Annotated in this window: 15 protein-coding genes; 6 read left to right on the top strand and 9 right to left on the bottom strand. The window is 62.2% G+C overall.

The window, feature by feature from the left end; all coding sequences use genetic code 11:
- Window positions 1–208 precede the first annotated feature (208 nt).
- The 3 genes from EAH76_RS15080 to EAH76_RS15070 form a co-directional block, all read right to left on the bottom strand.
- Window positions 209–490, bottom strand: coding sequence for a hypothetical protein (locus tag EAH76_RS15080; RefSeq protein WP_140851107.1), 282 nt, complete (start codon window positions 488–490; stop codon window positions 209–211).
- Between the two features lie 230 nt (window positions 491–720).
- Window positions 721–945, bottom strand: a complete 225-nt coding sequence (locus EAH76_RS15075) for a hypothetical protein (protein ID WP_140851106.1) — start codon at window positions 943–945, stop codon at window positions 721–723.
- An 18-nt stretch (window positions 946–963) separates the two neighbouring features.
- The gene (locus EAH76_RS15070) at window positions 964–1,227 is read right to left on the bottom strand and encodes a hypothetical protein (protein WP_140851105.1); all 264 of its coding nucleotides are present in this window, start codon (window positions 1,225–1,227) and stop codon (window positions 964–966) included.
- A 564-nt stretch (window positions 1,228–1,791) separates the two neighbouring features.
- Between EAH76_RS15070 and EAH76_RS15065 the strand changes: the two genes are divergently transcribed.
- Both EAH76_RS15065 and EAH76_RS15060 read left to right on the top strand, forming a co-directional pair.
- A complete protein-coding gene (locus EAH76_RS15065) occupies window positions 1,792–3,057 on the top strand; it encodes a c-type cytochrome (protein WP_140851104.1) in 1,266 nt (421 codons plus the stop codon).
- 60 nt (window positions 3,058–3,117) lie between these two features.
- Entirely contained in the window at window positions 3,118–3,501 is a 384-nt protein-coding gene (locus EAH76_RS15060; protein ID WP_140851103.1) for a dienelactone hydrolase family protein, read from the top strand.
- Between the two features lie 864 nt (window positions 3,502–4,365).
- Here the strand turns inward: EAH76_RS15060 and EAH76_RS15055 are convergent.
- The gene (locus tag EAH76_RS15055; protein WP_140851102.1) at window positions 4,366–5,268 is read right to left on the bottom strand and encodes an SDR family oxidoreductase; all 903 of its coding nucleotides are present in this window, start codon (window positions 5,266–5,268) and stop codon (window positions 4,366–4,368) included.
- A gap of 95 nt (window positions 5,269–5,363) precedes the next feature.
- Here EAH76_RS15055 and EAH76_RS15050 point away from each other — a divergent pair, with 95 nt between their 5' ends.
- Complete coding sequence (locus EAH76_RS15050; RefSeq protein ID WP_140851101.1) at window positions 5,364–6,212, top strand: helix-turn-helix transcriptional regulator; 849 nt, start codon at window positions 5,364–5,366, stop codon at window positions 6,210–6,212.
- A gap of 635 nt (window positions 6,213–6,847) precedes the next feature.
- On the top strand, window positions 6,848–7,126 hold the full coding sequence (locus EAH76_RS15045; RefSeq protein ID WP_140851100.1) for a hypothetical protein: 279 nt from the start codon (window positions 6,848–6,850) through the stop codon (window positions 7,124–7,126).
- A gap of 648 nt (window positions 7,127–7,774) precedes the next feature.
- Here EAH76_RS15045 and EAH76_RS15040 read toward each other — a convergent pair.
- Window positions 7,775–8,743 carry a magnesium and cobalt transport protein CorA gene (locus tag EAH76_RS15040; protein ID WP_140851099.1) on the bottom strand — a complete coding sequence of 323 codons (969 nt, stop codon included), beginning with the start codon at window positions 8,741–8,743 and terminating at the stop codon, window positions 7,775–7,777.
- 186 nt (window positions 8,744–8,929) lie between these two features.
- Window positions 8,930–10,240, bottom strand: a complete 1,311-nt coding sequence (gene lysA / locus EAH76_RS15035; RefSeq protein WP_140851098.1) for a diaminopimelate decarboxylase — start codon at window positions 10,238–10,240, stop codon at window positions 8,930–8,932.
- Here lysA and EAH76_RS23970 point away from each other — a divergent pair.
- Window positions 10,202–10,573: a hypothetical protein gene (locus tag EAH76_RS23970; protein ID WP_162559941.1), complete on the top strand. Its 372-nt coding sequence runs from the start codon at window positions 10,202–10,204 to the stop codon at window positions 10,571–10,573. The two genes, lysA and EAH76_RS23970, sit on opposite strands and share 39 nt — an antisense overlap.
- On the opposite strand, the gene EAH76_RS15025 is transcribed toward EAH76_RS23970, so the two are convergent.
- From EAH76_RS15025 to EAH76_RS15015, 3 genes are all read right to left on the bottom strand, one after another.
- Complete coding sequence (locus EAH76_RS15025; RefSeq protein ID WP_140851096.1) at window positions 10,543–11,028, bottom strand: SAM-dependent methyltransferase; 486 nt, start codon at window positions 11,026–11,028, stop codon at window positions 10,543–10,545. The two genes, EAH76_RS23970 and EAH76_RS15025, sit on opposite strands and share 31 nt — an antisense overlap.
- A 79-nt stretch (window positions 11,029–11,107) precedes the next feature.
- A complete protein-coding gene (locus EAH76_RS15020; protein ID WP_140851095.1) occupies window positions 11,108–11,380 on the bottom strand; it encodes a DUF3088 domain-containing protein in 273 nt (90 codons plus the stop codon).
- 32 nt (window positions 11,381–11,412) lie between these two features.
- Entirely contained in the window at window positions 11,413–11,691 is a 279-nt protein-coding gene (locus tag EAH76_RS15015; RefSeq protein WP_140851094.1) for a hypothetical protein, read from the bottom strand.
- 658 nt (window positions 11,692–12,349) lie between these two features.
- On the opposite strand from EAH76_RS15015, the gene EAH76_RS15010 reads away from it, so the two are divergent.
- Entirely contained in the window at window positions 12,350–12,439 is a 90-nt protein-coding gene (locus EAH76_RS15010; RefSeq protein ID WP_140851093.1) for a potassium-transporting ATPase subunit F, read from the top strand.
- Window positions 12,440–12,442 lie beyond the last annotated feature (3 nt).

The raw sequence follows: 12,442 nt of genomic DNA, 5'->3' as shown, positions 1-12,442 counted from the left end.
GGCCACAAGAGCGCGTCCGGTGTCGCGACCGAGGTAGCCTGCGGATCGGAGAGCGAAAATTATACACATGGATCGGAGCCGGCCGACTTTCGTCACGTGGGACCCATCCAGCCGGACCGCAGGGGATGATGATGACCGCGGGATGGCGGATGGGTCGGGAATTCGCCATCCTGAATGGCGGCGAACTCCCGCCCGAACTACGAGAGCCTCAGCGTTTGCCTACATCACCGACATCCGAAGCCCCGGATCCGAGGTCCGCTGGAACCTGGTTGCGCTGACCGCGACCCGACATGGCGGCCCATTCCGCCGCCGTATGGCAGACGGACTGTCCGAGGATCGAACCCGTCACCTCCACGGACCGGCAGACCTTCTTCTCCTTCTTCGGCTTCGCCGTCGACGTTGGGGCAGCCGTCCCTTCGGTCTGAGCGGCAACGGCGCCCGTAGCAAACAAACCCGCGACAATCGCCACACCAATGCACGTCTTGATCATTCCAAACCTCACATGTCGAAGGCTGCGTACCAGCCATCGAAAGCCGCTAGAGGGGCGGACGAAGGCGGCAATTATACGCCTGTATAGCCGCGGCCGTCGTGTCCCGCGGCTCTAGAAGCCGCGATTCCGCCACAACGGGCGCGACGGGAGAACCGTTCGCACATGCCCCTGCTTCTTTGTCCATCGTCCCTCCCTTCGTAGGTCGTCGTCGGTGAATGCCGGTAGCCGCTTCATAGGAAGCGGGTGCGCGGTGTGACGCGTTCGAGATCCGGGCCGATCGCCTTCGGCCTCGCGTCCATCGCGTAGACGTGTCCGTCGAGCCAGAACTGCTCCTCGACGAGACGTTCGTCCTCGATCTCGCGCCACCACCAGACCTTCTTCTCACCGTCAGCCCAGCGGTAGCCACGCTCGCGCAGCAGGTCCTTGACGCCGAAGTCGGCGCCCCTGGCGCGCACGATCCAGCTATCGCGCGATCAACACTCGATCATCTCGGCCAGGGCGGTGCGACCGGCCCCGTCGCTGTGGCGCAGCAGCTGGATCAGAGTGTCGACATCAGCCGATGCCCGGTGCCCGCAGTGATAGAATCCCGCCTGGACGAGGAGATAGCCAAGCACCCTTCCGTCGAAGCCGCGCGCCTTCCAGTCGACCTGCGCCATCGAACAGGTCCAGGCGAGTTGGCGCGCGTCTTCAAGCCGATCCTCGACCCAGGCGCGGTCGAAGCGGCTGTCGTGCGCCATCACGAAGCTCGACGACCGCAGCAGTCGGCTCGCGGCCTCGGCGTCGATCCCCCGACCGGCGAGATCGGCGTCGGTGAGGCCGGTCAGCGCCTGGATCTGCGGAGTGAGCGGCTCGCCCGGGTTCTCGCGTCATTCGTACGCCTCGTCGATGTCGGTGATCAAGCCGGCGCGATCGTAGCGGAAGCGGCGGAGGCGAGGCCTGCTGCTTTGACACTTGCTCCACTAGATTGGAGATCTGCAGGCGAAGCTGACGAACGCCTCGAGCAGCCCCTCCTTCGCGATTGCCGCCAAGGTGTTTGAGCTGGACGGGGTGCTTCCAGACGCGGCCTTTCCAAGCTTCCGTTGCGCTTGCTAGATTTTGCCAATCGTCAATCTCGGGGCCACGATATCTGTGGAGGCATTCGGCAGCTAAGAGATACGCCATTCGGGATGTCGGTTCCCTACGGCTGCCTTCGCGTGTCCTTATACAGGGTCAATGGTCCAGGCGTTTTATTAACAGGAAGTTGCAGGAACCATTACGCGCACAACGAGTCATAACTCCTGCAGCGACAGTCGGAGCCGAGGATGGCGAAGCCGGTTATCTCAACGCGTTGGATAGCAACGCTCTTCCCGTTGCGCTTGACGCAATGGATAGGACCTTTTCTCCTCGTCGGTGCCATAAGTGGTCTGCTCGCATCCTTAGTCTTGGTGACCGGCGTTGCGAACCTGGCCGCCTCAACCCCGCACCCAGAAGGCTGGGCACGCCTGTTGCATTACGCCTTCCAGCGCTCAACCGCGCACCACGCCGCTGGCATCGCGGCCCCGGCCGACCTCGCGAGTACCGCACTTATCGCCAAGGGCGCCGGATATTACGGGACCGCCTGTGCCCATTGTCATGGCGGGCCAGGGCTCGGCCAGAATCCGATCGTGTTGTCGATGCGCCCGCGCCCGCAGTATCTGGTTCGCGAGGTCGGGACATTCAGCGCGCCCGAACTGTTCTGGATCGTCAAGCATGGTGTCAAATATAGCGGCATGCCAGCCTATCCGGCGCAAGACCGCGACGACGAGATTTGGTCGATCGTGTCGTTCCTGCGTGCGCTGCCCAAGATGACTACCGCGCAATATCGCGCGCTTGCCTACGGCGACGCTTTGAAAACGTCGGACTCGGTCGGCGTGGGCCCGCTTGGCGACACCTTCCTCAAACGTTCCTATAGCTTCGCGCATTCGGATGAATGGCCGCTGGAAAGCAGCTACACGCATCCCGCGATCGGTTTTGACACGTTCTCGATCGACGGTGATGTGATAAAGACCTGCTCGCGCTGTCACACCGATGGCGGTACCGGACGCGACGGCGGCGCGATCCCCAATATCGCGATTCTGAGGCCCGAGTATATCGGCAAGGCGCTCACCGATTATGCTAGCGGAAAGCGGCACAGCGGCTTCATGCAGCCGGTAGCGACACAGCTCGACGCTCGCCAGATCGGTCAGCTCGCAAGCTACTACAACGCGCAGCCGCATCACCGCTCCGATAGCGCGACGGCCGGCACCGACATACTGACGCGGGGGCGCCAGATCGCAACGGTGGGCATCCCGGCGCGCGGGCTGGGCGGATGCGCCGGCTGTCACGACATCACCAAAGCATCGGCGAAAGCATTTCCTATGATAGACGGCCAGCACAGACTGTATCTTGCCGACCGGCTTCGCCAGTTTCGCACGCGACCTAAGAAGGTGGGCGGCAATCCTATGATTGCGATCACCCATCGGTTGGGAGACGGGGAAATCGACGCGGTAGCAGCTTATTATGCAGCCCGTTTGCCCGGAGCCCCCAGCCCGATTACCAAGGAACAGTAAGATTCAGAAACCGCCTCTCCCGACTCTTTTTCGCCGTCCGACTTACGCCATCGGGCGGAATTGTATTTCGCGTGGGCGGAGCGAGACAGCTACGTGCCCATTCAAGACGTTCCTGTTCTATCGGCGGCTTTGATCAAGGCCAAGGTTGATGCCCGGATCGAGGTATATCCGAATGTCGACCACGGGTTCGCCCTCAAATCGTTTTCGACATTCGATCAGAGCGCAAGCGAGCGTCATTGGAAGAAGCTGTTCGATCTCTTCGATCGGAAACTGAAGGCACGCGCATTAGCCGGAACCGCGGCGATTCAGATTGCCAAGGACTTCGATCGAAAGGATTGCAAAGTGGCAGCCATGAAAAGAAGCGTGCGGCAAAGCTCGCCAAACGCCACAACACATGGGTTTCTGCGGAGAGATTATGACATTCGGGCGAGAGACTGTTTGTGAACATGGCAATATTGCACGCGGTGTAGCGCAGCGAACTCGTACGGCCCTGTCACGCTGTGTGGCGAAACCTGATTCGCGCAGAGGTTGCCGACTTTTGTTCGCCCTGCGCAGCGCGGCGATCTCTGGTACTCGCGCCAAGCTTCAAGCTGGTCTGGCGTTACGCCCAACTGTGCCGCAACGAAATCCTTTGGATTTTCCACAAATGCCGCTGCTGCACTTGGCGTCAAGCTGATCGTAGAGCCATCACCATACGCCCCTGGCAGACTGATCACTACTGTGGCGCCCGCGTGCTGTAAGACGTAAACCGCTCGGGCGATCGTCACGCTATCCATTCATCAATCTTCCCCAACTGGCTTCGAAAGTTTTCAACGCATGAAAATCCGTTGCGGGCCACCAAACTGCCCAGCAATAGCACCACCTCCTCCGCCCCGAGCGATTACAGGCTCGACGATGCGCTTCCCGCTTCGGCTATGGCCTGGAACACGTCGCCACGAGGCTGCTGTGTCGCAAGCGCGCGCGGATGGCCTCAGGGTGGCGAGCGGCTTGGACGAGAGAGGGCATAAAAGTCGACCGCGTCACCCTTTTCAGGCCGGCTTGATCGGTATGGAGTCGGCTCTTGACCGTGAGCCGGCGAAAGCGATTTCGTGACGCGAACAAGTGACAGCATCACCTTGCCGCTTGGAAAGATACAAGCGGTGTCAGACTCTACGAAAAAGCTCACTTGCCGACATTCCGAGCATCCGAGCGGTTTCGCAACGCCGGTTGTTCGATCCTGCGCCAGAAGGCATCGCCTCCTCCTTCATCACGCGTGTGATGCGTTGCTCGCTTGCTCGATGACTCCGCTTGCCAGCGATCATTGCAGGATCAGGCCTCGGCGGGCAGCGAAAAGTCCATCGCGGCCAGGTCAGTGAGCAGATCGGGGGCCGTCGGATCCCACCCAAGCCGCGCGCGCGTCCAAGCATTCGACGCACTCATGTCGAGCGTTGCGAAGGGTGCCATCCAGCCAAAATACCGCCCGACTTCGTCGGCTTCGACTGAGCGGACTGGCAGCCCGGTCCCCTTTCCAAGCGCCTCGGCGATGGCGCGGGCGGTGACGCCCTCCTCGACCGACGCATTGTAGCGCGCACCCGGTTCGCCCTTCTCCAGCGCCAGGACGTACAGCTTCGCCACATCGCTGACATGTGCCGCCGACCAGCGCGTCTGCCCCTCGCCGACATAGGCCACCGCCCCGGATCGGCGCGCTTCGGCGACCAACGGCGTGATCGGGCCGGCCTTGGTGGTGTCATGGACTTGCGGCAGCCGGATAGTGCGCACGTCGATCCTGCGCGCGATCAGCGCCGCGCCGGCGAGTTCGGTGGCGATGCGCGGGTTGGCATGGCGCGGGTTGAGCACGTCCTCGGTCGCCGGGCCGCCGTTCAGCGGCGTGCCGATGCCGACGCCAGAGGTGATCAGGATCGGTTTCTGGGTCCTCTCCAGCGCCGCGCCCATCGCGGCGATGGCGCGTTCGTCCTTCTTGGCATTCTCGAAGAACGTCGCGAAATTGTGGTCGAACGCGCAGTGGATCACCGCGTCCGCCGCCGCGGCGCCGCTGACGAGTGTCTCGGGCGGCTCCAGCTCGCCACGATGGACGCCTGCACCGGCCGCTTCGAGGTGTCGCGCACCGGCATCGGAACGGGCGAGCCCGAGCACCTGATGGCCGCGCGCGATGAGTTCGGGAACGACGTGCGAGCCGATGAAGCCGGTCGCACCAGTAAGGAACACGCGCATTTGAAATCTTCCTTTGCCGGAAAGGCATATCGCAGCCGGTTCAAGAGTGTTAAAGTAGTGACGTTATCATGGTATACCGCCTAACAGGATCGATCATGGCCAGCGAAGCGCCCAACCCGCTCCCCAACCCGCTCGGGGCCTATCTCCGCGATCGCCGCACGCGCCTCGACCCGCTGGCCCTGGGGTTTGGCGGCGGTCGGCGGCGCACCCCTGGGCTTCGCCGCGAGGAAGTGGCTGCCCGGGCGAACATCAGCCCGACCTGGTACACCTGGCTCGAACAGGGTCGCGGCGGCGCGCCGTCAGCCGACGTGCTCGACCGTATCGCCAAGGGCCTGATGCCGACCGATCCGGAGCGCGAGCACATCTACATGCTGGGCCTCGGCCGTCCGCCAGAGGCGCGCTATCAGCCGGTCGACGGCATCTCCCCACGGCTGCAGCGGGTGCTTGACGGAATGGTGCTGAGCCCGGCGATCATCAAGACCGCGATGTGGGATGTCGTCGGCTGGAACAGGGCGGCGGCGGTGCTGCTGACCGACTATGCCAAGCTGCCGCGTGAAGGGCGCAACATCCTTCGCATGATGTTCGGCAGCGACCATGTCCGCGCTCGAAACGCAGACTGGGAAGGTGTTGCGCGCTTCGTCGTCGGCGCCTTTCGTGCAGACGTAGCGCGGGCGGGCGCCAACAACAGCGCGGCGGCCACCGAACTTGTCACGGAATTGTCCCGCATCAGCCCCGAGTTCGAGGCGCTGTGGCAAGACAACGACGTGGTCGCTCACGGTGAGGGGATAAAGCGCATCCATCACCCTGAGGCAGGACTGCTCGCCATGGAATTCTCGTCGTTCGCGGTTGAAGGGAGGCCGGAACTCGGAATGATTATCTATAATCCCGCCTCGGCCGCAGACGCAGAGCGATTGCGCATTCTGCTGGGCGCTCACGAAAGCTGAGCGGGAGGCGCCGCCGTTACAGCATATACGACCCAATCCCGGCCATTCTTGCCGCCTTTCCGATTCGCCGAAATCCTCCGTTCATTCACAATCCGATTGGCTTAAATTGCCCGTCTGCTGACCAACGGCTTCCGCGCAGGCAATAAGCGGCAGATGCGGTTGTATGGGATGCACGGCGCCCTGACCAGCGCGCGAGGGCCCCACATTGAATGCAGGAAACGAATGGCTGGGCGACCAGTCTTTATATCGTTGCTGCCCTTGCGCAATTTGCTGGCTTTGTGCCCAGCGCCGGGCTGCGGTTCGCTCGTCAGCCTTGTCTACTGCTCGCGCTCATCGATGTCGGGCTGGCCGACCGCGCCTATCCGGCATGTGGGCCATCCGTGACCGTCGCGCTGTGCAGCTTGCGGTCGATAGAAAGCGTTCGTCTAGATCGCTCTGATGTGCTGGCCGCAGACCTCTGGCCGGGGGGCTCGTGTCATACTGCCGGGTCCGCCCCGATCCTGACATAAAGCGATGGCCGCTGCCGAACACTGCGACCGCGCCAGAATTTACGAGTTTCCTACGAAAACGGCACTCAATCCGCCGGGATTTTTTACGTCGATTTCGGTCAGTGTCGTTCCTCGACAGGGGACAGAATGAAACAGCGTTCGTTGCGAGATTTTGACTTTAAGGTTCGGATGGGTGGAGCAGGTTTGCTTCTGCTGGCGACGTTGTGCCTTTTCTTCCTGCCTGCAAACCGCGGCAATCCAGACGCCCAGCCTAGTGCTTTCGAGTTATGCATGGCGCTAGTCGCAGTCTGTTCCGGCTGTGGCGGTGCAGCCTTGGTCCTTGAAGGCCGCAGGTTGTTCGAGCCGGTTTCAGATCCCTGCACCCGGCGCAACGTGCATGGCGACGAAACACGCGAAAATCGATGAACGCGCATCAAAACAGCCCGGTTACGGGATCGACTTCAGAACTTAGCGCGTCTGAAGCAATAGACCCTTTACTTGCCGGAGCGTCGGAAATGGGCATGTCCCGCATCGGCATTGCAACCGTGATGGCCTATCGGACCGTTCTGTACCGGGTGCCAACATTGCGGCCAGACCAAGGTCGGGTATGATCAGCATCGTGCCTGTCGCCGCGATCTTGCTGTTTTGGCTATTGGCCTGCATTGCAAGCCTATTGCTGGGTCTCAGGTCCCGTCGCCGGCGCGCGCGTCCCACCCGCATCTCCAGGCATCGCCGCGCGCAACCACAAGCGAGAGTTTCCAGGCACCAGAACGAAAACATAACCGATGACGTACGGATGGGTGGTCAGCGCTTTCGCTTTTTCCCTATCTCGTCGCGTGCATCATCGTGCGGCCAGCGCTGCTGCGCCAGACGGCCTAGCACACGCTGATGATCGCTAAGATTGAATTGGTCCTGCGATTGTTCGATCTGGTGAATGGCCGAGATCGGGGCAATGGATCGGCGCCGTGCCAGGTCGCACCCATGATGTGGCCCCAATGGCTGAAACGAAAGTCTGGCAGCGGTCATATCCCATCGGCAATGAGCTGCTGCGGCGTTGATCTTTCGCGTTCATCCTTACAGCCATCGGAGCTTGCGAAACCGAACATAGAGCAAGCCGCATATGACGAAGATTGCGCCAAGGATCACGAAATAGCCATAGTGCCAGCGCAGTTCGGGCATGAACTCAAAATTCATCCCATAGACGCCGGCGATCGCGGTCGGCACCGCGAGGATCGCCGCCCAGGCGGCGAGCTGGCGCGTGATCGCACCGGTGCGCTGTTGCTCGATCAGGTTACCGAATTCGAACACCGAGGTCAGCACTTCGCGCAAGCCGTCGACCATCGTCTCAACCCGCCGTGCGTGGTCGAACACATCGCTGAAATACGGCCTCGCTTCCGGGTCGATGCAAGGAAGATCGGTGCGCGCGAGCTTGCGTGCCGCTTCCTCCATCGGGACGAGAATGCGCTGGAAGCGGATCAGTTCGCGGCGCAGCGCGAAGATCCGGGCGATCTGCTGGCGATCCAGGAAGGTATCGAGGATCCGCGTTTCCATAGCCATGACCTCGTCCTCGATCGCGCGGACGATCGGCAGATAGCCGTCGACGACGAAATCGAGAATCGCATGGAGGACATAATCGACCCCTTGGCCGAGCAACGATGGCGCGGCCTCGAGCTGATCGCGCAAGGGGCGGTGCGACCGGTCCGAACCCTGGCGGACGGTGATTATATGGCTGTGGCCGACAAAGACGGCCGTCTGGCCGTAGTCGATCACGAAGTCGTCGAGATGCGCGGTGCGCGCGATCACGAAGAGCTGGTCGCCATAGACATCGACTTTGGGCAACTGACCATCCCGAAGCGCATCTTCGACAGCGAGCGGATGCAGGCCGTACAGGTCGGAGAGCATCGCGATCTCCTCGGCGCATGGATCGCATAACCCGATCCACACGAACTCCGAGCGATCGTCTGCACGATCGATGCGCTCGTCGATGGCGATGTCGCGAATGCGCACGCCATTCTGGTAGAGGCAGGAAGCGACAACCGTCATGCGTACGCGATCACTGGGACCTGTTTCGCGGATTGGAGCGGTCGGACTGCCCTGGCGCTTGCGTGGTATCAGGTTTCGCTGGATCTGGCGTACGCAAGGAGAGGCGGCCCCCAATGCGTGTCCGCGCCGAGCAGGTAGCAGGACCGGGCGGTCGGGGCGTGGCGAACGTATAGTGTCGCGTTGCCATCAGGCGGCCCTGCGCGGTGAGACGGGGTCCGACACGTATTCGTCGTCGTGCGTCATCCAGAGCGGGATATGCTGGGCGGCAAGCATCGCCTCGGGCGCGATCCGGTCGGCCACGACCGCAAAGCGACCCCCATCGATCAGCACTTCGGGCACCAGCGCGCGACAATTGTAGGTCGAGGCCATCGTCGCGCCATAAGCCCCCGCGGTGCGGAACACCGCCAGGTCGCCGGCCGATACGGCGTCGATGTCGCGCCCCATCGCGAAGGTATCTCCACTCTCACAGACGGGGCCGGCGATATTGGCAACCATGCGCGCTCCAGTGGGGTGGACCGCGACGAAATCATGGAACGCATCGTATAGCGCTGGTCGTGCGAGATCGTTCATCGCGGCATCCACGATCACATAGGGGACGACCGCGCCAGGTTTCACCCAAAGCACCTCTGTGAGCAGGACGCCAGCCTCGCCAGCGACGAAGCGGCCCGGCTCGAACATCAACGTCACGTTCCAGTCGCGCGTCGCTCGCGCCACCATCGTCCCATAGGCCGCGGGACTCGGCACAACATCGCCAGGCCGGTAGGACAGGCCGAGCCCACCGCCGAGATCGACATGGGTGATGGCGTGGCCGGCCGCGCGCAGATCGGCCACAAGACTGCCAACGCGCGAATAGGCCAGCTCAAGCGGATCCAGATCCAACAGCTGGCTGCCGATATGGATGGCGACACCGCGCAGGGCGAGCCCGTCGAGCCTGGCGAGGCGCGCATAGATCTCGACCGCATCATCGATCGCCACGCCGAACTTGTTCTGTTTGCGGCCGGTCGAGATCTTGGCATGCGTCCCCGCGTCGATATCGGGGTTCACCCGCAAGACAGCAGATGCCCGCTGACCCCGCGCGGCCGCCATCGCGGCAAGCACGACACCTTCTTCCTCGAGCTCGAGATTGAATTGGCCGATCCCGGCATCGAGCGCCGCTGCCAGCTCGCGCCGGGATTTGCCGACACCCGAAAAGATGATGCTGCTTGCCGGCATCCCCGCGGCAAGCGCGTGCAGCATCTCTCCCGCCGAAACGATGTCGGCGCCATAGCCTTCCTCGGCAAGGAGCCTGAGCACCGCAAGGTTCGGGTTAGCCTTGACCGCAAAGGCGAGATGCTTGCGTGGAACCGGCGCAAGGCCAGCGCGAAACGCGCGCGCCGAGGTGCGAAGCGCAGCCGTCGAATAGACATAGGCCGGAGTGCCGACCGCGGCTGCGATTGCGGGCAACGGCACATCTTCAGCGTGGAGGACGCCATCGCGACATTCAAAGGGGAGAGACATGATGATTCCGTTAAAAAGGGTGCTCCGTCGTTTCCGACGGGCGGGTCAGGCGTGGCCGCCACCGGAGCGCCTGCGGCGGCGGTCGCGGATCGCTTGGGCGAGCATACGATGCCGGCTCCGCTCGACGCGCAGCGCCGCGGAGACGCGCTTTCCTTGAACGATCAGGGCGAGACCGATGAGCGTCAGGATGAACGCGACAACGCTCAACCCGGCGTGCGTGCCATCGCCGTCGGCGATCCGTGCGGTAACCGCTACGACGACAAGCGCGACACCAAGGCCGCGCCACGCAAGATCACGGTGCGTCATGCCGGACGCCGCACGCCGCATTGGTGATCCGCAATCAAAGCGTGCCCGGCGCAAGCCGCCACGTGTTCGGCGCGCTCTGTATCTGCGTGTTCCTTGCCCTTGCAACCGTGCCACAGCACGATGTCGGCCGGGAATTCGCTTTCCTCGCAAAGCGCGGCGATCGGCTCGCCCCGCTCGAAGGTAATACCGATCGCGGGATCGTGCATCTGGGCTGCCGCCGCGCAGGCGCGATCGAGCAACGCCGGTGCATCGTCGACTCCTCGCGCTTCGATCGCGGTGAATCCGAGCGCGCGGGCAAAGCGCGCGGCGCAGAGCAGCAGCGTCCCGGTCCCGCATTCGGCATCGACGATCCGCACACTGCAGCGCTTGGCGGCGCGCAACGCGGCGAGCGCAGCTGCAACCTCGGGCCAGCGCGGGTCGCGACAGCCCGGGCGGCGTGTGGCCGCACTGCTGAGCTTTCGAGCGACAGGGCGCTTAAGCATAGGTCCATCAATCGTATGTTCAGCGGCATAGGTCATCGATCGGCGTCCTCGATCCAGCGTGAAAGGCAAGCGAGCACAATCAGGCGGCCTTGCGACAGTGTTGCGCTGTTTCCCATGGCTGGACCTGCGCGAAGGAGATTGTGGGTATTAGCGGCGTCGCGACCATCACGATCGTTGCGCCCGGGAACCCGTGGACTTCGCTGCGTGCAAACCCCACGGCGGCGGCGCGGGAAACGAAGCGGCCCTCAAGTTTGCCGCCATTATCCTGCACCAGCCAATGGCCGGCACAATCCTGTCCTACTCGCAATACCGGGACACTTTGGTCGGGTTCCGGATCGTCTGGCGTTGTCATATTATGATTCCTCATGCTGACCATTCAAGACATCAAAGACCACGGGCGGCCGCGGCAAAGGGTGCGGCCTGTGGCACGCGAGAGCCTCTGAGCGCCAAATCGGTCATGGATCGGATGGTCATGCGGTTATCGAGATAGGCCTGCGCGGCATAAAAGCGCGATGTCGTTTCAGCGCGATTTTCGTAGAAAGAGCGTAAATTCGCTCCGCTTGAGAGACGCGAGCATTGGTAAATGGCAATGATTGCGCAACGATTTTCACAGGTAGCCGAGCCGTCGGTATTGCCGCCAAAAACCGGGCGAACGGTTCGCAATATTGCGTGCGTTACGTGACTACGGGCAGCCTGGCGTGTCCTTGACGTTCATCGATCCGACCATATCGACGGGAGCTTGGCGTTAGCCGATCACAATGCGGTCGTCCGGGCGTGGTCCATCGCAGTGTCGTCGCACTTTTGACCATCGAGACGCGTTCGCCCCGTACATTACTGTCGTTCATGGTGCGGGGCATGCCGATGCGGTTCCGGTAGCCGGCGGGTGCCGGACGTCATGCTATGCGGTGAAGCCTTCCTGGATCTGCGATCCTCGAGGAAAATCAGAACGCGAAGGTAGACGTTGAGGAGGATGAGACCCAAAAGTACGGTTAGCGAAATGAGAAGCCCTTCAAGCGCCATGTCTAACTCGTTTTGCTAAGAGACGCATCGAGGTGCCCCGCAGGTCGATCATATCCGCCCAATGGAAGATTGCTTGCCGATTGCGGTGTACCTCACGATCGGCATACCTTCGTTCCGCGTTAAGGCGCGATATCGATTGATGCCCGATCGCGTCTAAAAGGCGTAAAGGTTCTGGAAATCAGCCTGCTTCCAACGAGCCGTTTTTACGCGTTCTTTACGCAAATCGGTCCTGTTCCATCGCGAGAGTTAATGCCGATACGTCGCACAGGGATCGCCTGAACCATTACAGGCGGGCCTCTCCATGTCCTTCGACCTTATCCTTGGCGGCATCGTCGCCGTCATAGTCCTCGTCTACCTGCTCGCTGTGCTCGCGCAGCCTGAGCGGTATTGAGGA

The organism is Sphingomonas glacialis, from assembly GCF_006439055.1.
GTDB lineage: Bacteria > Pseudomonadota > Alphaproteobacteria > Sphingomonadales > Sphingomonadaceae > Sphingomonas > Sphingomonas glacialis_A.
This window is presented reverse-complemented; position numbering and strand designations above follow the sequence as displayed.

Coding starts and splice junctions, on each gene's coding strand:
- EAH76_RS15020 (WP_140851095.1), bottom strand. CDS start 11,380: ATGACAACGCCAGACGATCCGGAACCCGACCAAAGTGTCCCGGTATTG.
- EAH76_RS15025 (WP_140851096.1), bottom strand. CDS start 11,028: ATGCTTAAGCGCCCTGTCGCTCGAAAGCTCAGCAGTGCGGCCACACGC.
- EAH76_RS15045 (WP_140851100.1), top strand. CDS start 6,848: ATGAAACAGCGTTCGTTGCGAGATTTTGACTTTAAGGTTCGGATGGGT.
- EAH76_RS15065 (WP_140851104.1), top strand. CDS start 1,792: ATGGCGAAGCCGGTTATCTCAACGCGTTGGATAGCAACGCTCTTCCCG.
- EAH76_RS15055 (WP_140851102.1), bottom strand. CDS start 5,268: ATGCGCGTGTTCCTTACTGGTGCGACCGGCTTCATCGGCTCGCACGTC.
- EAH76_RS15080 (WP_140851107.1), bottom strand. CDS start 490: ATGATCAAGACGTGCATTGGTGTGGCGATTGTCGCGGGTTTGTTTGCT.
- EAH76_RS15010 (WP_140851093.1), top strand. CDS start 12,350: ATGTCCTTCGACCTTATCCTTGGCGGCATCGTCGCCGTCATAGTCCTC.
- EAH76_RS15070 (WP_140851105.1), bottom strand. CDS start 1,227: ATGGCGCACGACAGCCGCTTCGACCGCGCCTGGGTCGAGGATCGGCTT.
- EAH76_RS15040 (WP_140851099.1), bottom strand. CDS start 8,743: ATGACGGTTGTCGCTTCCTGCCTCTACCAGAATGGCGTGCGCATTCGC.
- EAH76_RS15050 (WP_140851101.1), top strand. CDS start 5,364: ATGGCCAGCGAAGCGCCCAACCCGCTCCCCAACCCGCTCGGGGCCTAT.
- lysA (WP_140851098.1), bottom strand. CDS start 10,240: ATGTCTCTCCCCTTTGAATGTCGCGATGGCGTCCTCCACGCTGAAGAT.